The organism is Streptomyces poriferorum, assembly GCF_019399235.1.
GTDB classification, from domain to species: Bacteria; Actinomycetota; Actinomycetes; order Streptomycetales; family Streptomycetaceae; genus Streptomyces; species Streptomyces poriferorum.
Genome location: NZ_JAELVH010000080.1, coordinates 1 through 23,517, shown reverse-complemented (window position 1 = coordinate 23,517; position 23,517 = coordinate 1). Strand labels below are relative to the sequence as shown.

Here is a 23,517-nt window from a genome sequence, read left to right as displayed (position 1 = left end):
GGAAACGGCACCGGACGGCGCCCTGGCCACGCGGAGGTGGCCCTCGCCGTCCGGTGCCGTTTCCAGTGCCGGCGTACGCGCGCCGGAGGTGAGCCGGAGCGTCGATTCGCCGAGGCGGAGCAGCGCGCCGGGGCTCAGCCGGACCGGGCGGTCACGGACGTCCGTGCCGTCCAGCGAGGTGCCGTTGGTGGAGCCGAGGTCGGCGACGGAGACCCGGCCCTCAGCGGAGACCGTCACCGCGCAGTGCAGCCGGGACACATCGGGGTCGTCGAGCGGGACGTCGGCGTCGGCCGAGCGGCCGATCCGGATCTGCCCGCCGTGCAGCAGGTGGACCCCGCCCGCGTCCGGTCCCGCGATCACGTGCAGCTGGGCCGGGACGGTGTCGTCCGGCGTCTCGTCCCCGCCCGGGACCTGGAGCGAGAGCACCGCCCCGTCGACCAGGGGCGGCTCACCGAGCGCGCACCGCTGCGCGTCGAGCCGTTCCCGTCCGGCGAACAGCACCACCGCACCGCTGCCGAGGGAGCCGTCGGGCCCGGAGACGGAGGCGGCCAGATGGGACGCCACGGCGGCCAGCGCCGTCCCCGCGGGGGCGGTCACCAGCACGTCGCAGGCGCGCGCCGGTGTCTGGCCGCTGCGCGGCGCGAGGACGGTCAGCCGGATCTGCATCGCCGTCAGCGGTCCCTTCTGCGCGCGGTGTCCGGCAGGGGAGACGCCCTGTGATTCCCCCCACCCGGCACGGACGCGTCGTCCGGTACAGGTTCGTCACGTCACGCGGGGCTCCCGCCCCCACAGTTCCGTGCTGGAGGCATCCTCGCACCTGCCACTGACAACACGCCCGGGGGTCACCGCTAAGTGATCTTGAAAGGTCTGCTGTGCGCCCAAAAGTGCCTGCTTGGCCGGTTCTCCGTGGCGCTCGCAACAGTTCCGGGCGGCGCTCACGACAGGTCCGGGCGGCGCTCCGTGTGATCGGGGCCGGCGCCCGGAGCCGTTCCGTCCGGACTCCGCGGCGGCAACCATCGGAGCGGGACGGGCGTCTTCCTCCAGAGGCGGTGCCATCGGGCGGCGGGCAGACCGCACTCCTCCGGGAGATTGCGGGGAATTACCAGGAATGCAGACAAAACGGTAACCTGCCCGACTCGGTCGTCCACTTCGCCCACCCCACTAGAGTGGGCCGGAACTCGGGACGGATCCGGGGGACCGCAAGCACCACGATCAGCAGGGAGCGCATGACGTGCGGCCGGTAGGCAGCAAGTACCTGCTCGAGGAGCCGCTGGGACGCGGCGCCACGGGCACCGTCTGGCGCGCCCGCCAGCGTGAGACCGCGGGCGCCGAGGCGGCCGTCGCCGGTCAGCCCGGCGAGACTGTGGCGATCAAGGTCCTCAAGGAGGAGCTCGCCAACGACGCGGATGTCGTGATGCGCTTCCTGCGCGAGCGCTCCGTCCTGCTACGGCTGAGGCACGAGAACATCGTGCGCACCCGCGACCTGGTCGTGGAGGGCGATCTCCTCGCCCTCGTCATGGACCTGATCGACGGCCCCGACCTGCACCGCTACCTCCGCGACAACGGCCCGCTCACCCCGGTCGCCGCCTCGCTGCTCACCGCGCAGATCGCGGACGCGCTCGCCGCCAGCCATGCCGACGGCGTCGTCCACCGCGACCTGAAGCCCGCCAACGTGCTGCTCGACGAGCGCGACGGCCAGATGCACCCGATGCTCACCGACTTCGGCATCGCCCGTCTCGCCGACTCCCCGGGCCTGACCCGGACCCATGAATTCGTCGGGACACCGGCCTATGTGGCGCCCGAGTCGGCCGAGGGCCGCCCGCAGACCTCCGCCGTCGACATCTACGGCGCCGGAATCCTGCTGTACGAGCTGCTGACCGGCCGCCCGCCGTTCGCCGGCGGCACCGCGCTGGAGGTCCTGCACCGGCACCTCAGCGAGGAGCCCCGACGGCCCAGCACCGTCCCCGCCCCGCTGTGGACGGTGATAGAGCGCTGCCTGAGCAAGGACCCGGACCGCCGGCCCAGCGCCGAGAACCTCGCCCGTGCGCTGCGTACCGTCGCCGCCGGCATCGGCGTGCACGCGAACTCCGCGCAGATCGCGGCAGCCGACGGCGTGGGCGCCCTTCTCGCGCCCGACCCGGCGCCCACCGCGGTCCCGGAGACGCCGGGGGCGGCCGACCCCACACAGGTGCTCCCGAGCAACGCGGGCTCGTACGACCCGAACGGCTACGACCCCAACGCGGCCACCAGCGTCATGCAGCAGAACGCCGGGCCGGGCGGCGGCCACGCGGACCCGACCGCGGTCATGCCGCCGGTCCCGCCGCGCCCCGAGGGAGCACCGCAGCCCGACGGGCCGCACCCCTGGCAGTCCCAGCTCCAGGCCGCCCGCGACCGCAACGAGCAGACGCAGGTCCAGTACCTCGACCCGAGCCAGGACCCGCTGCGCCGCCGGCCGCAGCGCCAGCAGCCGCAGCCGCAACAGCAGCAGCGCCGCCAACAGCAGTACCCCCAGCAACAGCAACAGCAACAGCAGCAACAGCAGCCGCAGCAGTACCGCCAGCAGCCTCAGCAGTACCAGCCGCAGCCCCAGCAGCAGCAGTACCAGCCCCAGCGCCAGCAGTACGCGCCACAGCAGCCCCAACAACCCCAGCAACCCCAGCAGCCGGCCCAGCGCCCGCCCCGCGAGCCGAGGCAGCGCAGCGCCAACCCGATGAAGATCCCCGGCCTCGGCTGCCTGAAGGGCTGCCTGTTCACGCTGGTGCTGCTCTTCGTCGCGAGCTGGCTGATCTGGGAGCTCACCCCGCTGAAGGACTGGATCGGCCAGGGGCAGGGCTACTGGGACGCGATCACCGACGCCTTCACCACCGTCACCGACTGGATCTCGAAGCTGGGCGGCGACAGCGGCAGCAGTGGCGGCAGCGGAACCTGACGCCACGGTGACGTGACTCTGTAGCCATATCGACTTCTGAGGACCAATTCCGCGGCAATTCGCCCGCAGAAGTGAAGGTTGGCGCCATCCGGGGCACGCAACCCCCCGATCGCCGCGTAACTTTGTCGGCCGGGGGTTGTTGTGCGACGGTCCATCGCCAGCCGCTGAGGGAGCAGTCTTGGCACGGAATATCGGCAGCCGGTACACCGCCCACCAGATTCTGGGGCGCGGCAGCGCCGGCACGGTGTGGCTTGGCGACGGCCCCGAGGGGCCCGTCGCCATCAAGCTGCTCCGCGAGGACCTCGCGTCCGACCAGGAACTCGTGGGCCGCTTCGTCCAGGAGCGCACCGCCCTGCTCGGCCTCGACCATCCGCACGTCGTCGCCGTCCGCGACCTCGTGGTGGACGGCAACGACCTGGCCCTCGTGATGAACCTGGTCCGCGGCACGGATCTGCGGACCCGGCTCGACCGCGAGCGCCGGCTGGCCCCCGAGGCCGCCGTCGCGATCGTCGCCGACGTCGCCGACGGCCTCGCCGCGGCACACGCCGCCGGAGTGGTCCACCGCGACGTCAAGCCGGAGAACATCCTGCTCGACATGGAGGGCCCGCTCGGCCCCGGCAACTCCCACCCCGCGCTGCTCACCGACTTCGGTGTGGCCAAGCTGATCGACACCCCGCGCCGCACCAAGGCAACCAAGATCATCGGTACGCCGGACTACCTGGCCCCCGAGATCGTGGAAGGCCTCCCGCCGCGCGCAGCCGTCGACATCTACGCGCTGGCGACCGTGCTGTACGAGCTCCTCGCGGGCTTCACGCCCTTCGGCGGCGGCCACCCCGGCGCCGTCCTGCGCCGCCACGTCACCGAGACCGTCGTGCCGCTGCCCGGGATCCCCGAGGAGCTCTGGCAGCTGCTGCTGCAGTGCCTGGCCAAGGCTCCGGCCTCCCGGCTGCGCGCCTCCGAACTGGCGGCCCGGCTGCGCGAGCAGCTCCCGCACCTGGCCGGCATCCCGCCCCTGGACGTGGACGAACCGGACGACGAGGCCGAGTCCGAGCCGCACGGGCAGGCCTACGACGAGCAGCAGTACACCCCGGCCGAGGAGCCGCGCCGCCGCGGTGCCGTGCCGCTGGTCCCCGGTTCGTCGCCCGACTCCAACCGGGACACCCACACGAGCATGCGCGTCCCGGCCCCCGACGAGCTGTCCGGCGGCCCCCGGGGCACCGCCCGCGCCCCGCGCGCCCCGGGCAGGCCCCGGCCCGGCTCGGCCCGCAACAAGTCGGCGGCCATCCGCAAGCGGCGTCTCACCCTGGGCGCCGCGGCCCTGGTACTGGTCGTGGCGGCCGGGGTGGGCGGCTGGCTGGCACTGGGCGGCGACGACGCGGGAGCGAGCCCGCAGGACACGAAGAACTCGGCCCCGGCCACCCCCTGACCCGCCCTGTCCGCGGCGGCCGCGGGGCCGTGATCGAGCGGTCCGAGGAACGCCCGCGCCGACAGCCGTTACGCTGGACCCGTGGCAGTCGTCGATATTTCCGAAGAGCTGAAGTCCCTCTCCTCGACCATGGGGTCGATCGAGGCCGTCCTGGACCTGGATGCGCTGAGGGGTGACATCGCCGTGCTCGAGGAGCAGGCTGCCGCTCCGTCCCTGTGGGACGACCCGGAGGCGGCGCAGAAGATCACCAGCAAGCTTTCGCACCTCCAGGCCGAGGTCCGCAAGACCGAGACCCTGCGCGGCCGGATCGACGACCTCGAAGTCCTCTTCGAGCTCGCCGAGGACGAGGGCGACGCCGACGCGCTCGCCGAGGCCGAGTCCGAGCTGGAGTCCGTCCGCAAGGCCCTGGACGAGATGGAGGTCCGCACGCTCCTCTCCGGCGAGTACGACGCGCGTGAGGCCCTGGTCACCATCCGCGCCGAGGCCGGTGGCGTCGACGCCGCGGACTTCGCCGAGAAGCTCCAGCGCATGTACCTCCGCTGGGCCGAGCGGCACAACTACAAGACCGAGGTCTACGAGACGGCGTACGCGGAAGAGGCCGGCATCAAGTCGACCACCTTCGCCGTCGAGGTGCCGTACGCCTACGGCACGCTCTCCGTCGAGCAGGGCACCCACCGGCTCGTCCGGATCTCCCCGTTCGACAACCAGGGCCGCCGCCAGACATCCTTCGCGGGCGTCGAGGTGCTGCCCGTGGTCGAGCAGACCGACCACATCGAGATCGACGAGTCCGAGCTCCGCGTCGACGTGTACCGCTCCTCGGGCCCCGGTGGCCAGGGCGTCAACACCACGGACTCCGCGGTGCGCCTGACCCACCTGGCGACCGGCATCGTCGTCTCCTGCCAGAACGAGCGCTCGCAGATCCAGAACAAGGCGTCCGCGATGAACGTCCTCCAGGCGAAGCTCCTCGAGCGCCGCCGCCAGGAGGAGCAGGCGAAGATGAACGCGCTCAAGGGCGACGGCGGAAACTCCTGGGGCAACCAGATGCGTTCGTACGTCCTGCACCCGTACCAGATGGTCAAGGACCTGCGTACGGAGTTCGAGATGGGCAACCCGGAAGCGGTCTTCAACGGTGAGATCGACGGCTTCATCGAGGCCGGCATCCGCTGGCGCAAGCAGAGCGAGAAGTAGTCCCGCAGGCCGGGACGTACGCGAGGAGGGGTGCGGGAGCCACGGCTCCCGCACCCCTCCTCGCGTATCCGCCGTGCGGTCAGGACGCGGTGCGGCCCAGGCACTGCTTCAGTTCGTCGACGTCGTAGAAGTAGCTGCCCTTCGCCACCGGCTCGCAGCCCTTCTTGAACGCGGTCTGCTTCTCGTTGTAGAGCATCCGCACCAGGTACCTGTTCCCCTTCCGGAACAGGTCCCACTGGATGTTCGTGGCCATGGACGCCACCGACTCGCCGCGCCACGGGTTGTCGGCGTACGTGTACGGCTCGGCCTCCGACACGGCCTTCGTGCTGCCGGGCAGTCCCATGAGCGCGGCCAGCGGGATGATCTCCTCCGCGTGGGTGAACCGCAGCTCCGCGCCCGCGTCGCTGGTTCCGTTCCGCTTGGCGTCGATCTTCGTGAAGAAGTCGTCGAGCAGGACGTTCGCCATCCTGTACGTGATGTCGCTGTCCTCGAAACCGGGACCCTTCTCGTAGAAGTCCTCGGCATCGCTGAGGTAGGCGAACCACCGCGCGTCACGGGGCGCGATGTAGCGCTGCATGTTCCAGTCACCCTCGTCGGCCATGGCCGGAGCGATGCTGTAGAGGGCGTAGACCGCCTGCGCGGCTTCGACCTCGGTGGCGATCGACTCGAACTCGCCGGCCGCGATCCGCTCGACGAAGGCCGGCTTGAAGATCTTCTTCAGTACGTCGCGGGCGGCGGTGTGCGAGGCCGTCTGGTTGGTGATCGTGTCGAGGGTGGTGGCGAGGCGCTCGTCGTTCTCGACGTAGTCCCGGTACTCCGCGCCACCGGCCGACTTGTGGAAGTAGAGCAGGTCGGCGTCGGTCCTGGCCGGTGTGATGAGGGGCGCCAGAGCAGGGTCGTTCTCGGCGAGGGCCTCGGCGAACAGGTTCCCGCTGTCGACCGCACGGTCCTTGCCGGAGTTGACGACGTTGATCTGCTCGGAGTTCTCCACGATCCGCTCGAAGAGCCCGGGAAGCCGCTTCTCCAGCCGTGCGGCGGTGTCCTGGATCTCGCGAACACCACGCCCGCTGAGCTGTCCGTATCCGATCGCGTCCATGGCGGCGAGCAGGGACTTCGTCTCGCCGCCGAACCGCTCACCGTCGCGGGTCAGCTGCCCCTCGCTCCGCGCCTTCTCCCACAGGGCCAGGATCAGGTCACCGTCCTCGCTGTCGGACGCCGCCCGGGAGCCGTGGCGCGAGACGTTCTCGGTGAACACCGGGACGAAGCCCTTGGGGGCGTGCTGGTACGACCGCATGTTCTGCTGCGGCGCGTACGGGGTCTTGGTGGCGTAGGAGCCGGAGGAGCCCGCCGTCGCCTGCGCCGGCAGGGCCGCCGGCAGCAGGGCGGAGACAGCGAGCGTCAGCGAGAGTGCGGCGGTTCTCTTCTGCATGGGTTCACCGGGTTCGGGACGAGTCGGGTGGGCCGGACCTCCGCATCGTGATCGTTCAGGATGAACCGGATATGGCCGCAGCACGGCCGCCAGGCGTCCGAAACGGGCCTGTGGGAAAAGGGAGTTGGCTCGGCGAGTTGCGTAGATGGCGTGGTGAGTGCGTCACAGTCATGGTGCTGAATGAGGGTCAACACAGCCCAAAGCGGTGCGCATTGCGCAGAACGGCCTTGACGTAGTCCTTAACTCTGGACAGGGTGCTGGGGCAGCATGCGTATGTCTGGGACGGGTGTGATCGGGGGCGGGCGGCATGGCCACGGCGCGACGTGGGCCGGCGCTCGGAGCAAACCCCGCTGGGCCGTGCCCCGCATATGGCTGCTCCATTGACGAGAACAGCTACTGGGGGTAGCAGCACATGACGAAGAAGACGCGAGTCCGCGTCGCGCGGATAGCCGCGGGTGCGGTCATTGCCGCCGGTGCCTCGCTGACCGCCGCGGGTGCGGCGCAGGCCGTGGGTATCGACGTCGGCGTCGGCGGCCTGTCCGCCAACGCCCACGCGGACGAGAGCGGAATCGGCATCAACGCGGGTCTCGGCCCGCAGGGTGAGGCCGACGGCGGCACGGACGCGGGCGGGGCTGTCGACCAGGGACAGACCACCGGTGAGACGACCGGTGAGACGACCGGCGAGACCACCACGACCGGTGAGACCACGGGCGAGACCACCACGACGGGTGAGACCACCACGACCGGTGAGACCACGGGCGAGACCACCACGACGGGTGAGACCACCACCACGGGTGAGACGACCGGCGAGACCACCACGACCGGCGAGACCACCACCACGGGCGAGACCACCACCACGGGTGAGACCACCACGACGGGTGAGACGACCGGCGAGACCACCACGACCGGCGAGACCACGGGCGAGACCACCACGACGGGTGAGACGACCGGCGAGACCACCACGACGGGTGAGACCACCGGCGAGACCACCACCGGTGAGACGTCCTCCACGGGTGAGACCACGTCCGGTCAGACCGGTTCGACCTCCGGTTCCAACGACGGCGGAACCGGCACCTGCACCGTCTCCCTCGACGGTGCCGAGTGCGTCGACTCCGACAACACCGACACCGACTCGGTCGGCAACCAGCCGGCCGAGCAGGGCAAGGGCAAGGACGAGCTCGCCGAGACCGGTGCCGCCGAGACCACGTTCCTGCTGGTCGGCGCCGCGACGATGATCGCCGGAGGCATCGGCTTCCGGATCCTGCCGCGCCTCGTGAACGGCCGCACCGCCGCCTGACGGGCAGCAGCGGAACACGTACACACACAGGGGCCCCGGACGCCGATCGGCGTCCGGGGCCCCTGTGCATGCGTCTGCGCGTACGAGGACAAACGTTTCTGCCGCCCCGGCGGGGCCGGGCAAGCGGCCGGGAGGGTACGCGCTACACGGTCTGGTGCGCCAGCAGCGCCAGCGCGGCCAGCAGCACCACCATCAGGGCCACCAGCATCGCCGGGCTGAGCCCGGCGAACGGTCCCTGCTCCTGTTCCTGCTGCTCCAGTCGCGCGCGGCTGGCCCGGCACACGGGGCAGCGGCCCTCGTTCACGGGCGCCGCGCAGTTCGCGCACACCAGTCGGTCATAGGTCATGCGCATTCCTCCTCCCGCGCGGCGGAGCCGCACAAGCCTTCGCTCCGCACAACGCTCACGGAAACGCAACCGTTCCCCCTACCACTGTGCCAGCTCGCACGGGTTTCGGCTCGGCCCACCGGATACCTCCCGTTCCGTTCCGCTTGCGGCGGAGCCGGGGCCGATGCCGTTTCACCGTAAATCACCCATCCCGGTACGCGCGCCTGCACGCGTGAGCCGGGTTCGCGTATGGTCACGCACACCTACTCCCGGCCGACCGTGGTGCATCCGTGATCCGATTCGACAACGTCTCCAAGACCTACCCGAAGCAGAGCCGTCCCGCTCTACGGGATGTGTCTCTCGATATCGAGAAGGGTGAGTTCGTCTTCCTGGTGGGCTCCTCCGGCTCCGGCAAGTCCACCTTCATGCGTCTCATCCTCCGCGAGGAGCGCGCCAGCCAGGGCATGGTCCACGTCCTCGGCAAGGACCTCGCGCGCATGTCCAACTGGAAGGTGCCGCACATGCGCCGCCAGCTGGGCACGGTGTTCCAGGACTTCCGCCTCCTTCCCAACAAGACCGTCGCGGAGAACGTGGCGTTCGCCCAGGAAGTGATCGGCAAGCCGCGCGGCGAGATCCGCAAGGCGGTCCCGCAGGTCCTCGACCTCGTCGGCCTCGGCGGCAAGGAGGACCGGATGCCCGGCGAGCTGTCCGGTGGTGAGCAGCAGCGCGTGGCGATCGCGCGGGCCTTCGTCAACCGGCCCATGCTGCTGATCGCGGACGAGCCGACCGGCAACCTGGACCCGCAGACCTCGGTCGGGATCATGAAGCTGCTGGACCGGATCAACCGGACCGGCACCACCGTGATCATGGCGACCCACGACCAGAACATCGTCGACCAGATGCGCAAACGCGTCATCGAGCTCGAGCAGGGCCGTCTCGTACGCGACCAGGCGCGCGGCGTCTACGGCTACCAGCACTGAGCACCCAGCACTGAAAGGACGCCATGCGCGCCCAGTTCGTCCTGTCGGAGATCGGCGTCGGCCTCCGTCGCAACCTCACGATGACCTTCGCCGTCGTCGTCTCCGTCGCCCTCTCGCTTGCCCTGTTCGGCGGCGCGCTGCTCATGCGCGAGCAGGTCAGCACGATGAAGGACTACTGGTACGACAAGGTCAACGTCTCCATCTACCTCTGTGGCAAGGGGGACGCGGAGACGGTGGTCCAGTGCGCCAAGGGTGCGGTGACCGCGCAGCAGAAGAAGGAGATCGAGGGCGATCTCAAGAAGATGGACGTCGTCGACACGGTCATCTACGAGTCGTCCGACCAGGCGTACAAGCACTACCAGGAGGAGTTCGGCGACTCCCCGATGGCGGGCAACATCACGCCCGACCAGATGCCGGAGTCGTTCCGCGTCAAGCTCGACGACCCCACGCAGTACAAGGTCGTCGCCACGGCCTTCGCCGGGCGTGACGGGGTGCAGTCCGTCCAGGACCAGAGAAGCATCCTGGACAACCTCTTCGGCCTGATGAACGGCATGAACGTCGCCGCCCTCTTCGTGATGGCGCTGATGCTCGTCATCGCCCTGATGCTGATCGTCAACACGGTCAGGGTGTCCGCGTTCAGCCGACGGCGCGAGACGGGAATCATGCGGCTCGTCGGGGCCTCCGGCTTCTACATCCAGATGCCGTTCATCATGGAGGCCGCGTTCGCCGGCCTGATCGGTGGCGTACTGGCCTGCGTGATGCTGCTGGCCGGGCGCTACTTCCTGATCGACGGGGGACTCGCCCTCCAGGACAAGCTGAACCTGATCGACTTCATCGGCTGGGAGGCCGTCCTCACCAAGCTCCCGCTGGTGCTGGCGATCGGCCTGCTGATGCCCGCGGTTGCCGCGCTCTTCGCGCTGCGCAAGTACCTCAAGGTGTGACATGCGCCCCGTGGGGCGCGCGGCCAACGGGCCGTGCGCCGGCGGGGCGTTGTCCTAGACTCGGCGCCATGCCGGGCCCTGAGAACCGTTTCGGGTCCCGCGGCGTCCGCCGCGGGGCGGCCCTGACATTGGTCTTCGCGAGTGTGCTCGCCACCGCGGCCGCCACTGGTGCGCTGCCGCGCGGGGAGGGGCGGAGCACCGAGATAGAGACCCGGTCCGTCGCCAGTTCCGCAGACCGCGACACGGTGGCCGACGCGGCAGCCGAGGCGGTGGCCGACGGCAAGTCCGGTACGGAGGCGGCCGAGGAGGCCGTCAGCCGCAGCGGGGACCGCTGGGGCGCGGTCTACGACGAGCGGGAGTACCAGGAGTTCGAGCAGGCCCTCGACGGGTCGTACACGGGCGTCGGGCTCGCCGCCCGGCGCTCCGCGGACGGGCTGGTCACGGTCACCCGGGTCCAGCGGGGCGGCCCCGCCGCGCGGGCCGGGATCCGCGCCGGAGACCTGCTGCGCACGGTCGACGGTCACCGTGTCGACAAGCGCGCGGTCTCCGACGTCGTGGCCCTGCTGCGGGGCGACCGTACCGGCGCAGCCGCCGGGACCACCGTGGTGCTGGGCGTGCAGCGGGGTTCCGTCACCCGGACCGAGACTCTGCGGCGGGCCCGGCTCACCACCGAGGCCGTCTCGGTGCGGCGGCTGGGACCGTACCGTTCCGATTCCTCCGCAGCTGTGCTGATCGAGGTGGACTCGTTCACCAAGGGATCCGGCACCGCGGTCCGTGACGCGGTCCTGAAGGCGCCGGCGGGCGCCGGTGTGCTGCTGGACCTGCGCGGCAACTCCGGTGGGCTCGTCACCGAGGCAGTCACCGCCGCCTCCGCCTTCCTGGACGGCGGCCTGGTCGCCACGTACGACGTGCACGGGGAGCAGCGCGCGCTGTACGCGGAGGCCGGGGGCGACACCGAGCGCCCCGTCGTCGTCCTCGTCGACGGCGGGACCATGAGCGCGGCCGAGCTCCTGACCGGCGCTTTGCAGGACCGGGGCCGGGCGGTCACGGTCGGTTCGCGGACCTTCGGCAAGGGATCCGTCCAGATGCCGAGCAGGCTCGCGGGCGGCTCCGTGGCCGAGCTGACCGTGGGCCACTACCGCACTCCGGCGGGCCATGGGGTCGACGGCCGCGGCATCACGCCCGACCTCGCGGTGAGCGCGCGGGCCCAGGAACGGGCCGAGACGGTATTGAGTGGCCTCGGGGGTGGGTCGTAGTGCGAAAATGGCCGCACTATGGCTAAGGAAAAAGACACCGGGCGCAAGATGGTCGCGCAGAACAAGAAGGCGCGCCACGACTACACCATCCTCGACACCTACGAGTGCGGCCTCGTCCTGATGGGGACCGAGGTCAAATCGCTGCGCATGGGCCGGGCCTCCCTGGTGGACGGCTTCGTGCAGATCGACGGCGGCGAGGCGTGGCTGCACAACATCCACGTCCCGGAGTACGTCCAGGGGACCTGGACCAACCACTCCGCCAAGCGCAAGCGCAAGCTGCTGATGCACCGGGCCGAGATCGACAAGCTGGAGTCGAAGTCCCAGGAGACCGGGCACACGATCGTGCCGCTCGCCCTGTACTTCACCAACGGCCGGGTCAAGGTCGAGATCGCGCTGGCGAAGGGAAAGAAGGAGTACGACAAGCGGCAGACGCTGCGCGAGAAGCAGGACACGAGGGAGACGAACCGGGCGATCTCGGCGGCCCGCCGCCGTCAGCGGAGCGCCTGAGCGCACCCCGCCAGTGGCTGCCGGCCGGTGCGGCAGGAATACGCTGGCATCGTCGTGCGTTGGTCACGTACGATGGCACTGCACCCCACGGGGTGTGCACCACCTTTGAAAAATCAACATGGGGATGATCGGTTTCGACAGCGGATGTCGAAGCAGGGGAAGCGAGTCGAGGAAGCGGCAATGATCTCGTAAACCATATGTCGCAAACAATAATCGCCAATTCCAAGCGCGATTCCTCCGCCTTCGCCCTCGCTGCCTAATTAGCAGCTAAGCGAAGACTCTGCGGAGTGTCAGCCCGGGGGTGATCCCGACCCGGATCCTGGCATCACTAAGGGATCTAAACTTCTAAGCCCGGTCACGGGGCCTGGAAGGAAATCAAACAGTGGCTGGGCCTGTCGGAGGCTTGTTCGCGTGACCTCCGGGGCCGAGAAAAGCGTAGCGAACTGCACTCGGAGAAGCCCTGGTTCCGCACCGTTGGACGCGGGTTCGATTCCCGCCATCTCCACAATTCCCATGTGAACGAGGACCCCGCTGCCACCGGCAGCGGGGTCCTCGTTTTTTGCTGCCCGACGCCGTGCGGGCCCGCGCCCGGAGCCTGGGGGGCGTGCGCCCCCGGCGCGCGTGATGCACCGCGCTCCCACGCGTGGGAGGGGCCGGCCGGTCCGGGGCAGGGCCCGCACCACGGTTCGAAAACAGATGTACCTCTCATGATGAACAACACCCGTCCGTGGGGCCGGACTGTCGTCGGCGTGCGCTACATTCATGGCCCGGGTGCACTGTGGTAGGGGGCGCGTGGGACAGGGTGGGGGCCCGGTCCGACGACGCACAGACGGTCAGTTGCGCGCACCCGATCCTGAGTGGGGGAAGTGCGTACATCAGTGGAAACTTGGCGTGAAGGTGCCCGTGCGGGACACACCCACGAGCCCAACGAAGTCACCATTCAGCTCGACGGACTGGGACGGCAGCTCTCCGAGCTGCTCCCGGAACCCACCGTTCCGGAGGGCTCCGACGGTCCCGTCTTCGTCGACGAGAGCGGCCGGCGCAGCAAGACGCTCCGACGGCTCGGCTGGGTCCTGGCCGCGATCTTTGTCGGTTACGCGGTGACGCTCGTCTTCGCCCTGCTCGGAGGCAACTCCACCGCTCCCTTCCTGCCGCTGTCCGGCCAGGAGGAGAACCGCAAGGCGGACGAGGTACGGACGCCGGCCACCGAGGGTGTGACCCCGGGAGCCGAGGTCACACCCGGCACGATCCCCGACGTCTCGCCGTCCGCCCTCCCGCAGACCGGAGGAGCCGCGGCCGCCCCGGGCGGCGCCGTCGGTGCCGGCGGTTCCGCGTCGCCCGGTACCGGATCCTCCGCCTCGGCCCGTACCGAACCGTCCCCGGGGACCACCGCCACGGGAGCGAGCACCGCCGGCGGTGTGCCGGCCGGTGAGACGTCCGCCTCCGCGACGACCGCCGCGTCCGGGACGCCGAGCGCCGATCCGCCGGTCACGTCCCCGGACCCGGTCACTCCGTCCGCCACCACACCTGATCCCCCTGTGCAAGAGCAAGAAGGCGCCAGCTAGATGACCACCCCCGCCCCGCGGGTCAGGCACAACCGTAAGAAGCAGAGCCGGCGGCGCAGACTTCCCATGCGCTACATGCTGCCGTTCCTGTTCCTCGTTGCCCTGCTCGCCATGTTGATGCTGCGCGGCTACGTGCACAGCGAGATCCTCGCCGACCACCGGATCCAGCCGCCGGCGGCCACCGACCGGGTGCCCGAGCAGGTACTGGACGGCGGCCCGGTCATCGACGCGCGCAGCGCCACCGAACCCGCGAAGACACTGCGGATCCCCGACCACCGGATCGTGCTGACCTTCGACGACGGCCCCGACCCGGTGTGGACCCCCCGGGTACTGGACGAGCTGAAGAAGTACCACGCACACGGCGTCTTCTTCGTCACCGGCACCATGGCCTCCCGCTACCCCGATCTGGTGGAGCGCATGGTCGAGGAGGGCCACGAGGTCGGGCTGCACACGTTCAACCACCCCGACCTCTCCTACCAGTCCACCGGCCGCATCGACTGGGAGCTGTCGCAGAACCAGCTGGCGCTGGCGGGCGCGGCCGGCATCCGCACCTCCCTGTTCCGGCCGCCGTACTCCTCGTTCGCCGACGCCATGGACGACAAGTCCTGGCCGGTCACCCAGTACGTCGGCAGCCGCGGCTACCTCACCGTCGTCAACAACACCGACAGCGAGGACTGGAAGCGGCCCGGCGTCCGGGCGATCATCGACCGGGCCACCCCCAAGGGCGGCAAGGGCGCCATCATCCTCATGCACGACTCAGGAGGCGACCGGTCCCAGACCGTCACCGCCCTCGGCAGGTTCCTGCCGAAGATGCAGGCGCGCGGCTACGAGTTCGCCAACCTCACCGACGCCCTCGGCGCCCCCAGCGCGCACACCCCCGTCACCGGGTACGCGCTCTGGAAGGGCAAGGCGTTCGTCTCCGCCGTCGAGGTCTCGGAGCACATCACCGACGTCCTGGTCGTCGGTCTCGCCGTCATCGGGGTGCTGGTCCTGGCCCGCTTCGGCCTGATGCTGCTGCTGTCCTTCGCACACGCCCGCCGGGTCCGCAAGAAGGACTTCAGCTGGGGCGAACCCCTCACCCGCCCCGTGTCCGTCCTGGTGCCCGCGTACAACGAGAGCAAGTGCATCGCCAACACGGTGCGCTCGCTGATCGCGAGCGACTACCCGCTGGAGGTCATCGTCATCGACGACGGCTCCACGGACGGCACCGCGGACCTCGTCGACCGGATGCGGCTGCCGGGCGTCCGGGTCGTGCGCCAGCGCAACGCCGGAAAGCCCGCCGCGCTGAACAACGGCATCGCGCACGCCCGCTACGACATCATCGTGATGATGGACGGCGACACGGTCTTCGAACCGTCCACCGTCCGCGAGCTGGTGCAGCCCTTCGCCGACCCCCGGGTCGGCGCCGTCGCGGGCAACGCCAAGGTCGGCAACCGCGACTCACTGATCGGCGCCTGGCAGCACATCGAGTACGTGATGGGCTTCAACCTCGACCGCCGGATGTACGACATGCTGGGCTGCATGCCCACGATCCCCGGCGCGGTCGGGGCGTTCCGCCGCGACGCGCTGAACCGGATCGGCGGCATGAGCGAGGACACCCTCGCCGAGGACACCGACGTCACGATGGCCCTGCACCGGGACGGCTGGCGCGTCGTGTACGCGGAGAACGCCCGCGCCTGGACCGAGGCGCCGGAGTCCGTGCAACAGCTCTGGTCACAGCGCTACCGGTGGTCGTACGGCACGATGCAGGCCATCTGGAAGCACCGCCGCGCGGTGATCGAGCGAGGCCCGTCCGGCCGCTTCGGACGCGTCGGGCTGCCGTTCGTCGCCCTGTTCATGGTCGTCGCCCCGCTGCTCGCCCCGCTCATCGACGTCTTCCTGCTGTACGGGCTCGTCTTCGGCCCGACCGGGCAGACGGTGGTCGCCTGGCTCGGCGTCCTCGCGGTGCAGGCCATCTGCGCCGCGTACGCCTTCCGGCTCGACCGGGAACGCATGACCCATCTGCTCTCGCTGCCCCTCCAGCAGGTTCTCTACCGGCAGCTCATGTACGTGGTGCTGCTCCAGTCCTGGATCACCGCTCTCACCGGCGGCCGGCTGCGCTGGCAGAAACTGCGCCGCACGGGAGTCGTGGAGGCGCCCGGCTCCACGCCGAGCCAGGGCCGGCGCAGTACCGACCGGAGGCCCGTCGCATGACCCATCCCAGCCAGCCCTCTGTGTACCCGCAGCAGCCGCCGGAACCGCACACGGTGCCGTTCCCGGTCCAGCCGCAGGCCTGGACACAGCTGCCCGGCCAGGAGGAGTGGGCCCGGCCGGCCGGACCCGCGCCCTGGACGCAGGCTCCCGTACCCGTGCCGCCCGCGCCGGAGCCCGAAGCGGCGCCGCCCGCCGCGGCGGCACCGGGCCGGGACCGCTATCTCGACCTGCTGCGCGCGGTGGCGCTCGTCCGCGTCGTCGTCTTCCACCTCTTCGGCTGGGCCTGGCTGACCATCGTCTTCCCCTCCATGGGCGTCATGTTCGCCCTGGCCGGCTCGCTGATGGCCCGGTCGCTGGCGAGGCCCGCGTGGAGCGTCGTCCGCAGCCGACTGCGGCGGCTGCTCCCGCCGATGTGGGCGTTCCTCGCGGTCGTCGTCCCCATGGTCTTCCTGCTCGGCTGGAAGCCGGTCCGCGAGGAGGGCATCTGGTGGTTCCTCAAACTGGGCTGCTACCTGCTCCCGGTCGGCACTCCGCCCTTCCCCTGGGAGAGCGGTTCCGAGGGCGGCTTCCTGGAGACCTCCTGGGCCGAGCAGGCCATGGGACCGCTCTGGTACATCCGCGCCTATCTGTGGTTCGTGCTGGCCTCACCGCTGCTGCTGAAGGCCTTCCGCAGGCTTCCCTGGGTGACGCTGCTCGCCCCCGTCGGCCTCACCGCCGTGATCGGCACCGGACTGGTCACCGTGCCGGGCACCGCGGGCGAGGGGCTGGTCGACTTCGCCGTCTTCGGCTCCTGCTGGATCCTCGGCTTCGCGCACAACGACGGGCTGCTGCGGACCGTCCCGCGCTACCTCACGGTCTCGATGGCGACGTTCCTCATGGCCTTCGCGCTCTGGTGGGCCTCCGGACACCTCACCGAGGAGGGCTGGAACCTCGACGAGATCCCTCTCGCCCAGGCCACCTGGTCGCTCGGCTTCTGCGTCATCCTCCTGCAGTACGCGCCCTCCTGGCGGCAGCTGCCGGGCCGGCTGGCCGGCTGGGACGGTCTGGTCACGCTCGCCAACAACCGGGCCGTGACCATCTACCTCTGGCACAACCTGCTGCTGATGGCCGGATTCCTGCTCATCGACCAGCTGTGGAACGTGCCCTGGGTCGGCGACCACCTCGGCACCTACATCGACGCCTCGGGCAACGCTCTGGAGCTGATCGTCATCTGGCCGCTGATCGGGCTGATGATCCTCGCCTTCGGCTGGGTGGAGGACGTCGCCGCCAAGCGCCGTCCGAGGCTCTGGCCCAACGGACAGTCGCGCAAGGCCGGTGCCGGGAGCCGCGGGGCGGCCGTGCCCGGCGGTACGCGCCGGCGCTGAGCCACGGTCTCACCGGGCCCCTCCCGGCCCGGTGAGAGCAAGGTTGCGCACCGGTCACCTCGCGGCACCACACCGAAACGCGCGCTCTCTAGCGTCGGGGACAACACCCCGACCACCCGTGGAGGCGCGTGATGGCTGGCCGTTGGATCGAGCAGTGGGAACCCGAGGACGAGACGTTCTGGAAGGAGAAGGGCGAGCGGATCGCCCGCCGGAACCTCTGGTTCTCCGTGCTCTCCGAGCACATCGGGTTCTCCATCTGGACCCTGTGGTCGGTGATGGTCCTGTTCATGGGGCCGGAGTACGGGGTCGACCCGGCCGGGAAGTTCTTCCTGATCTCCACCGCGACGCTGGTCGGAGCCCTCGTGCGGGTTCCGTACACCTTCGCCGTGGCCAGGTTCGGTGGCCGGAACTGGACCGTGTTCAGCGCGTTCACCCTGCTGGTGCCGACGGTCGCCGCCTTCATGGTGATGGAGCCGGGGACCTCGTACACCACCTTCGTGGCCGTGGCCGCGCTGACCGGCATCGGCGGCGGCAACTTCGCCTCCTCGATGACGAACATCAACGCCTTCTTCCCGCTGCGCAAGAAGGGCTGGGCGCTCGGGCTGAACGCGGGCGGCGGCAACATCGGCGTCCCCGTCGTGCAGCTCATCGGACTGCTCGTGATCGGGACCGCGGGCGCCATGCACCCGCGGATCGTGCTCGGTGTGTACATCCCGCTGATCGTCGTCGCCGGGCTGTGCGCCGCGAGGTTCATGGACAACCTGGCGCCCGTGCAGAACGACACCGGGGCCGCGAAAGACGCCGCGCGCGACCCGCACACGTGGATCATGGCGGTGCTCTACATCGGCACCTTCGGCTCCTTCATCGGCTACAGCTTCGCCTTCGGGCTCGTCCTGCAGACCCAGTTCGGCCGGACCCCGCTGCAGGCCGCCTCGCTCACCTTCGTCGGCCCGCTGCTGGGCTCGCTCATCAGGCCGGTCGGCGGCTGGCTGGCCGACCGTTACGGCGGCGCCCGGATCACCCTGGCGAACTACGCCGCGATGGCCGTGGCGACCGGTGTCGTCGTATACGCCTCCGGCATCGAATCGCTCACCGTGTTCCTGATCGGCTTCACCGCGCTGTTCGTCCTCACGGGGCTCGGCAACGGATCGACGTTCAAGATGATCCCGGGCATCTTCCACGCCAAGGCGATCGCCCAGGGGCTGCGCGGCGAGGAGGCGGCGGCCAAGGGCCGGCGGCTGTCCGGGGCGGCGATGGGACTCATCGGCGCGGTCGGGGCGCTCGGCGGCCTCGCCATCAACCTCGCCTTCCGGCAGTCCTTCCAGACCTCGGGCACCGGAACGGCGGCCTTCTGGTCCTTCCTCGCCTTCTACGGAGTGTGTTTCGCGCTCACCTGGGCGGTATACCTTCGCCGCACGGCGGCGGTCCCGGCGAAGCCCCAGCTCAGCTACGCCGAAGTGTGATGATGAAACCAGAGCTGTCCTTTTCGATCAGACCGGGCTTGCGGGGTCCGAACAGACGGCCCTGACATGTCGGGTGACGTAACGGGCGGGAAATACGGGTGAACCGAGCCTGTCACGCTTCGTTGGCAGGCTCGGCCCTCCGCACCATTGAGCAGCAGCGGGACGAGAGCCGGGTAGACCATATGCACGACGACGAACAGCACGGGCCCCTCGCGGGCTTCACGGTCGGTGTCACCGCCGCGCGCCGGGCGGACGAGCTCGGCACCCTGCTGCGGCGGCGGGGCGCCACCGTGGTGCACGCGCCCGCCCTGCGGATCGTGCCGCTCGCCGATGACAGCGAACTGCTCACCGCCACCAAGGAACTCATCGACACCGTCCCCGACGTGGTCGTCGCGACCACCGCGATCGGCTTCCGCGGCTGGATCGAGGCCGCCGACGGCTGGGGCATAGGCGAACAGCTGCTGGACACCCTGCGCGGCGTCGAACTGCTGGCCCGCGGCCCCAAGGTCAAGGGCGCGGTCCGCGCCGCCGGGCTGACCGAGACCTGGTCACCGGCGTCCGAATCCATGGCGGAGGTGATGGAGCGGCTCCTGGAGGAAGGCGTCGAGGGCCGCCGCATCGCCCTCCAGCTGCACGGGGAACCCCTCCCCGGCTTCGTCGAGTCGCTGCGCGCGGCCGGCGGCGAGGTCGTCGGCGTCCCCGTCTACCGCTGGATGCCGCCCGAGGACATCGCCCCCCTCGACCGGCTCATCGACATCACCGTGGCGGGCGGCCTGGACGCGCTCACCTTCACCAGCGCCCCGGCAGCGGTCTCCCTGCTGCGCAGGGCCGGGGAGCGCGGCCTGCTGAACGAGCTGACGGCCGTCCTGAAGGGCAGCGTCCTCCCGGCCTGCGTCGGACCGGTCACCGCCCTCCCGTTGCAGGACCGCGGGATCGACACCGCCCAGCCGGAGCGCTTCCGGCTCGGCCCGCTCGTCCAGCTCATCTGCCGCGAACTCCCCTCCCGGGCGCGGACCCTGCCGGTCGCCGGCCACCGGGTCGAGATCCGCGGCCACGCCGTCCTGGTCGACGACGAACTGCGCGCGGTACCGCCCGCCGGCATGGCCCTGCTGCACACCCTGGCCCGCAGGCCAGGCTGGGTGGTGGCCCGCGCCGACCTGCTGCGCGCCCTGCCCGGCAGCGGCACGGACGAGCACGCGGTGGAGACCGCGATGGCCCGGCTGCGCACCGCGCTCGGAGTGCCCCGGCTGATCCAGACCGTCGTCAAGCGCGGCTACCGGCTGGCCCTGGACCCGGCGTCCGACGCCAAGTACGCGGACTCCTGAGGGAGCCGGCAGCCCATCAGGTACGAGGCCCGCAGCAGGAGCGCGAGCGCGGCGGTGCACAGCACCGCCCGTACGGCGTTCCAGGCGACCCACGCGTCCTCGAACCGGTCCCGAACGGCGGCCGGGTCGGCGATGCGTGCCGGGTCCCCGGCCCGCGCGAGCTCGTTGTTGAGCGGCACGTTGACGCCCGAGGTGAGCAGGAAGGCGACGGCGTACACCGCGAGCGCGGCAAGGATCCACCTGCGCGGAGCGGGGGAGCGGCGCTGCTGCCAGGCGGCGGCCGCGGTGAGGAACAGCGCGCCGAGGAAGCCGGTGAAGAAGACCGGGTTCTCGATGACGTCGTTGATGTTCCGCATCACCTCGACGAAGGTCCGGTCGTCGCTGCGGCCGAGCGCGGGCATGACCGCGCACGAGAAGACGAAGAAGGTGCCCGCCATCAGGCCGGTGGCGACGGCGGCGGCGCCGAGGACGATGCGGTGGAGGGCGGTGGTCGGCCGGTCGGGCCCGCTGGTGTTCATGGATCCAGTCAAGTGGCGCGGGCCGGCGCGCTCCATGGTCCAGGCGCGCAGTTGCCTTCGCAGACGTCCAACGGGGCGGACCGCGGCGGGGGCCGGGCTCCGCGCGAGCGCCGCGGCGTGCCGGGATACGGTGCGGGGATGAGCGAGGAAGCACACCGGATCGACGCCGAGGTACGGCTCCGGCCCGCGGCCCTTGGCGACGCGGGTCCTCTCGCCGAATCGCTGAGCCGCAGCCGCACGTACATGCGGCCCTGGGAGCCCGTGCGGCCCGACGCCTTCTACACCGAGCAGGGACAGCGCGAACGGCTGGCCGTCGCGCTGGCGGACCGCGACGCGGGGCGCGCGATGCCCTGGGTGCTCTGCGACGCGCAGGACCGGGCGATCGGCACGTTCACGCTCAACGGCGTGGTGCTCGGGCCGTTTCGCAGCGCCGCCCTCGGCTACTGGGTGGACGTGGACTTCGCGGGGCGCGGGCTGGCCACCGCCGCGGTGCGCCTGATCTGCGAACTGGCCCGGGACGAGTTGCGGTTGCACCGGATCGAGGCCGCCACGCTGCCGTACAACGAGGCCTCGCAGCGCGTGCTCGCCAACTGCGGCTTCGAGCAGATCGGCCTGGCCCCGGGCTATCTCCACATCGACGGCGAGTGGCGCGACCACCGGCTCTTCCAGCGCGTCCTGCACGACGGCCCGGTGACCGGGGCGCCGGCGGGGGCCTGAGTCTGCTGAGGCTGTCGGGTCAGGCGGCCCGCCGCTCGTGGCGGTGGCCCTCCCGCGGCCACGGCGGGTGTGCGGGCAGCATCTCCGCGAAGCCGTACCCGGCCTTCTCCGCGACCCGGCACGACGCCTCGTTGTCCACCTGGTGCAGCAGTTCCAGCGTGACGAGTCCGTCGGCGGCGAACACCGTGAACGCCCAGTCCGTCAGCGCTTCGAGGGCCTGCGGGGCGATACCGCGGCCCCGGGCGGGCGCCGCCGTCCAGTAGCCGACCTCGGCCCTCTTCGAGCCCGGCGCGGAACGCGCGAGGACGACGTTGCCGGCCGGCCGCTCGCCGAGCACCGTGTCCACCACGGCGAAGCTGTGTCGCAGCCCGGACTCCCGGCCCTCCTCCTGGGCCCGCAGCCAGCGCTCCGCCGCCGCCTCGTCCTCCACCGGGGCACGTGACCCCGCCCGTATCGCCGGGTCGCGGTACGCGTCGAGCAGGGCCGGGAGATCGCCCGGCAGCCAGGGGCGGAGCACCAGGGAACCGGACCGCAGGCGGGCGCTGTGCAACTGGTCGCTCATCGGCCCATCGTAGGAGGGCAGTTGTCGCGGCCGGCGCGCCAGGGGTTACGGCCTGGAGCCGGGCGGGGCACTCTGGTGGGGACGGCGACCGGACCCGAGGCGGGGGCATGCGCATGGCGACGCGCAAGGGCTCGTACGACTGGCGGTTCGACTCCGGACGGCTCTGCCTCGACCTGGTCGCGACGGGCGCCGGAAACCCGGGCGCCGCCGATCCGCTGGACCGGGCGGAGGGGCTCGCCGGCTGGCTGGTGGCCGCCGGGGCCGTCCCCCCGGGCACCCGGCTCGACGGCGTGGACGACCACTGGCTCGTGCGGTTCCGGCAGCTGCGGAGCGCCGTCGACCGGCTGCTGACCGCGCAGCTCGGCGGGAGGGGAGCCGACGGCGCGCTGGAGCGCGTCAACGCGCTCGCAGCCGGCGCACCGCCCGGTCTGTGCGCCGTGCGCGCCGGGAACGGCGCCCTGGTACGCGGCCTGAGCGCCGAGCCCGGCTGCGGCGCGCTGCTGGCCGCCGTGGCGCGGGACGCCGTGGAACTCCTCACCGATCCGGCAGCCCTGGCCGGACTGCGCCGCTGCGAGGGCGACCACTGCCGCCGCGTCTACCTGGACACCTCCCGCGGCAGGCGCCGCCGCTGGTGCTCCAGCGAGGTCTGCGGCAACCGCGAACGGGTCGCCCGGCACCGCAGGCGCCACACCGAGCCACCGGGTTCCTCCGCGGACAGCCCTCGGGGGTGAAGAGCCGCGGACAGCCCTCGGGCGTAAAGAATCTTGGACGCACGTTGAATGGTTCGCCCCGCATCCCCGTATCGATGGCCAAGGAGCTCGACAGGGTCTCGACCGGGAGGTTCGGGTGCGCAAGGATGCGGCCGTGGCCGATGACCGTCCGCACAGGGCCCGGCATCGCAGTGGGCCGCCCCCGTCACTCTCCGCCGTCCCCGACGAGGAGCTGATGCGGGCGCTCTACCGCGAACACGCCGGACCCCTGCTCGCGTACGTACTCCGCCTCGTCGCCGGCGACCGCCAGCGCGCCGAGGACGTGGTGCAGGAAACGCTCATCCGTGCCTGGAAGAACGCCGGTTCGCTCAACAGGGCCACCGGTTCCGTCCGGCCCTGGCTGGTGACGGTCGCCCGGCGCATCGTCATCGATGGCCACCGCAGCCGGCAGGCCCGGCCGCACGAGGTCGACCCGTCGCCACTGGAGGTCATTCCCGCGGAGGACGAGATCGACAAGGCGCTGTGGCTGATGACGCTCTCCGACGCGCTCGACGATTTGACCCCGGCCCACCGGGAAGCATTGGTCGAGACCTACTTCAAGGGCCGCACGGTCAACGAGGCGGCCGAGGTGCTCGGCATCCCCAGCGGCACGGTGCGGTCCCGGGTCTTCTACGCACTGCGCTCGATGAAGCTCGCACTCGAAGAGAGGGGGATCACGGCATGAGCGACCAGGAATGGGAGCCCTTCGGGCCCCGGCCGGCCGGTCCCTCCGGTCCCACAGGGCCCCTCGCAGGACCCTCCGGACCCTCCCGGCCCCCCGCC

General features: G+C 70.9%; 21 protein-coding genes and 1 other RNA gene. 17 read left to right on the top strand and 5 right to left on the bottom strand.

Annotated features, from left to right (window positions below; all coding sequences use genetic code 11):
* On the bottom strand, positions 1 to 666 hold a 666-nt coding region (locus tag JGS39_RS16390; protein WP_219569834.1), incomplete at its 3' end, for an FHA domain-containing protein.
* 565 nt (positions 667 to 1,231) lie between these two features.
* On the opposite strand from JGS39_RS16390, the gene JGS39_RS16385 reads away from it, so the two are divergent.
* From JGS39_RS16385 to prfB, 3 genes are all read left to right on the top strand, one after another.
* Positions 1,232 to 2,929 carry a serine/threonine-protein kinase gene (locus JGS39_RS16385; protein ID WP_219569833.1) on the top strand — a complete coding sequence of 566 codons (1,698 nt, stop codon included), beginning with the start codon at positions 1,232 to 1,234 and terminating at the stop codon, positions 2,927 to 2,929.
* A 178-nt stretch (positions 2,930 to 3,107) separates the two neighbouring features.
* Positions 3,108 to 4,355, top strand: a complete 1,248-nt coding sequence (locus JGS39_RS16380) for a serine/threonine-protein kinase (RefSeq protein ID WP_219569832.1) — start codon at positions 3,108 to 3,110, stop codon at positions 4,353 to 4,355.
* Between the two features lie 81 nt (positions 4,356 to 4,436).
* On the top strand, positions 4,437 to 5,543 hold the full coding sequence (gene prfB, locus JGS39_RS16375; protein ID WP_219569831.1) for a peptide chain release factor 2: 1,107 nt from the start codon (positions 4,437 to 4,439) through the stop codon (positions 5,541 to 5,543).
* Between the two features lie 79 nt (positions 5,544 to 5,622).
* On the opposite strand, the gene JGS39_RS16370 is transcribed toward prfB, so the two are convergent.
* On the bottom strand, positions 5,623 to 6,972 hold the full coding sequence (locus tag JGS39_RS16370) for a histidine-type phosphatase (RefSeq protein WP_219569830.1): 1,350 nt from the start codon (positions 6,970 to 6,972) through the stop codon (positions 5,623 to 5,625).
* Between the two features lie 412 nt (positions 6,973 to 7,384).
* Here JGS39_RS16370 and JGS39_RS16365 point away from each other — a divergent pair, with 412 nt between their 5' ends.
* Positions 7,385 to 8,269: an LPXTG cell wall anchor domain-containing protein gene (locus JGS39_RS16365; protein WP_219569829.1), complete on the top strand. Its 885-nt coding sequence runs from the start codon at positions 7,385 to 7,387 to the stop codon at positions 8,267 to 8,269.
* A 142-nt stretch (positions 8,270 to 8,411) separates the two neighbouring features.
* Here the strand turns inward: JGS39_RS16365 and JGS39_RS16360 are convergent, their stop codons facing one another.
* Positions 8,412 to 8,615, bottom strand: coding sequence for a hypothetical protein (locus JGS39_RS16360; protein WP_136330037.1), 204 nt, complete (start codon positions 8,613 to 8,615; stop codon positions 8,412 to 8,414).
* 269 nt (positions 8,616 to 8,884) lie between these two features.
* Between JGS39_RS16360 and ftsE the strand changes: the two genes are divergently transcribed.
* The 10 genes from ftsE (at position 8,885) to JGS39_RS16310 (ending at position 20,188) form a co-directional block, all read left to right on the top strand.
* Positions 8,885 to 9,574, top strand: coding sequence for a cell division ATP-binding protein FtsE (gene ftsE, locus JGS39_RS16355; RefSeq protein ID WP_024489199.1), 690 nt, complete (start codon positions 8,885 to 8,887; stop codon positions 9,572 to 9,574).
* 23 nt (positions 9,575 to 9,597) lie between these two features.
* Positions 9,598 to 10,515 (top strand): permease-like cell division protein FtsX, encoded by a 918-nt coding sequence (gene ftsX, locus JGS39_RS16350; protein ID WP_219569828.1) that lies wholly within the window; start codon positions 9,598 to 9,600, stop codon positions 10,513 to 10,515.
* A 68-nt stretch (positions 10,516 to 10,583) separates the two neighbouring features.
* Complete coding sequence (locus tag JGS39_RS16345; protein WP_219569827.1) at positions 10,584 to 11,771, top strand: S41 family peptidase; 1,188 nt, start codon at positions 10,584 to 10,586, stop codon at positions 11,769 to 11,771.
* An 18-nt stretch (positions 11,772 to 11,789) separates the two neighbouring features.
* A complete protein-coding gene (gene smpB / locus JGS39_RS16340) occupies positions 11,790 to 12,278 on the top strand; it encodes an SsrA-binding protein SmpB (RefSeq protein ID WP_219569826.1) in 489 nt (162 codons plus the stop codon).
* Between the two features lie 120 nt (positions 12,279 to 12,398).
* Positions 12,399 to 12,786: a transfer-messenger RNA gene (gene ssrA, locus JGS39_RS16335) on the top strand.
* A 370-nt stretch (positions 12,787 to 13,156) separates the two neighbouring features.
* A complete protein-coding gene (locus tag JGS39_RS16330) occupies positions 13,157 to 13,843 on the top strand; it encodes a hypothetical protein (protein WP_219569825.1) in 687 nt (228 codons plus the stop codon).
* Positions 13,844 to 16,036, top strand: coding sequence for a bifunctional polysaccharide deacetylase/glycosyltransferase family 2 protein (locus tag JGS39_RS16325; RefSeq protein WP_219569824.1), 2,193 nt, complete (start codon positions 13,844 to 13,846; stop codon positions 16,034 to 16,036).
* On the top strand, positions 16,033 to 17,400 hold the full coding sequence (locus tag JGS39_RS16320; protein WP_236064014.1) for an acyltransferase family protein: 1,368 nt from the start codon (positions 16,033 to 16,035) through the stop codon (positions 17,398 to 17,400). Before JGS39_RS16325 ends, JGS39_RS16320 begins: the two co-directional genes overlap by 4 nt.
* A 131-nt stretch (positions 17,401 to 17,531) precedes the next feature.
* Positions 17,532 to 18,863 (top strand): nitrate/nitrite transporter, encoded by a 1,332-nt coding sequence (locus JGS39_RS16315; protein WP_219569823.1) that lies wholly within the window; start codon positions 17,532 to 17,534, stop codon positions 18,861 to 18,863.
* Positions 18,864 to 19,045: 182 nt separating this feature from the next.
* A complete protein-coding gene (locus JGS39_RS16310; RefSeq protein ID WP_219569822.1) occupies positions 19,046 to 20,188 on the top strand; it encodes a uroporphyrinogen-III synthase in 1,143 nt (380 codons plus the stop codon).
* Here JGS39_RS16310 and JGS39_RS16305 read toward each other — a convergent pair.
* A complete protein-coding gene (locus tag JGS39_RS16305) occupies positions 20,137 to 20,706 on the bottom strand; it encodes an anthrone oxygenase family protein (protein WP_219569821.1) in 570 nt (189 codons plus the stop codon). The genes JGS39_RS16310 and JGS39_RS16305 overlap by 52 nt on opposite strands.
* A gap of 138 nt (positions 20,707 to 20,844) precedes the next feature.
* On the opposite strand from JGS39_RS16305, the gene JGS39_RS16300 reads away from it, so the two are divergent.
* The gene (locus JGS39_RS16300; RefSeq protein ID WP_219569820.1) at positions 20,845 to 21,423 is read left to right on the top strand and encodes a GNAT family N-acetyltransferase; all 579 of its coding nucleotides are present in this window, start codon (positions 20,845 to 20,847) and stop codon (positions 21,421 to 21,423) included.
* A 19-nt stretch (positions 21,424 to 21,442) separates the two neighbouring features.
* Here JGS39_RS16300 and JGS39_RS16295 read toward each other — a convergent pair whose 3' ends face one another.
* Entirely contained in the window at positions 21,443 to 21,985 is a 543-nt protein-coding gene (locus JGS39_RS16295; protein ID WP_219569819.1) for a GNAT family N-acetyltransferase, read from the bottom strand.
* A gap of 113 nt (positions 21,986 to 22,098) precedes the next feature.
* Here JGS39_RS16295 and JGS39_RS16290 point away from each other — a divergent pair, with 113 nt between their 5' ends.
* A complete protein-coding gene (locus JGS39_RS16290) occupies positions 22,099 to 22,716 on the top strand; it encodes a CGNR zinc finger domain-containing protein (protein ID WP_219569835.1) in 618 nt (205 codons plus the stop codon).
* Positions 22,717 to 22,831: 115 nt separating this feature from the next.
* Positions 22,832 to 23,419, top strand: coding sequence for a sigma-70 family RNA polymerase sigma factor (locus JGS39_RS16285; RefSeq protein ID WP_219569818.1), 588 nt, complete (start codon positions 22,832 to 22,834; stop codon positions 23,417 to 23,419).
* Positions 23,420 to 23,517: the final 98 nt, after the last annotated feature.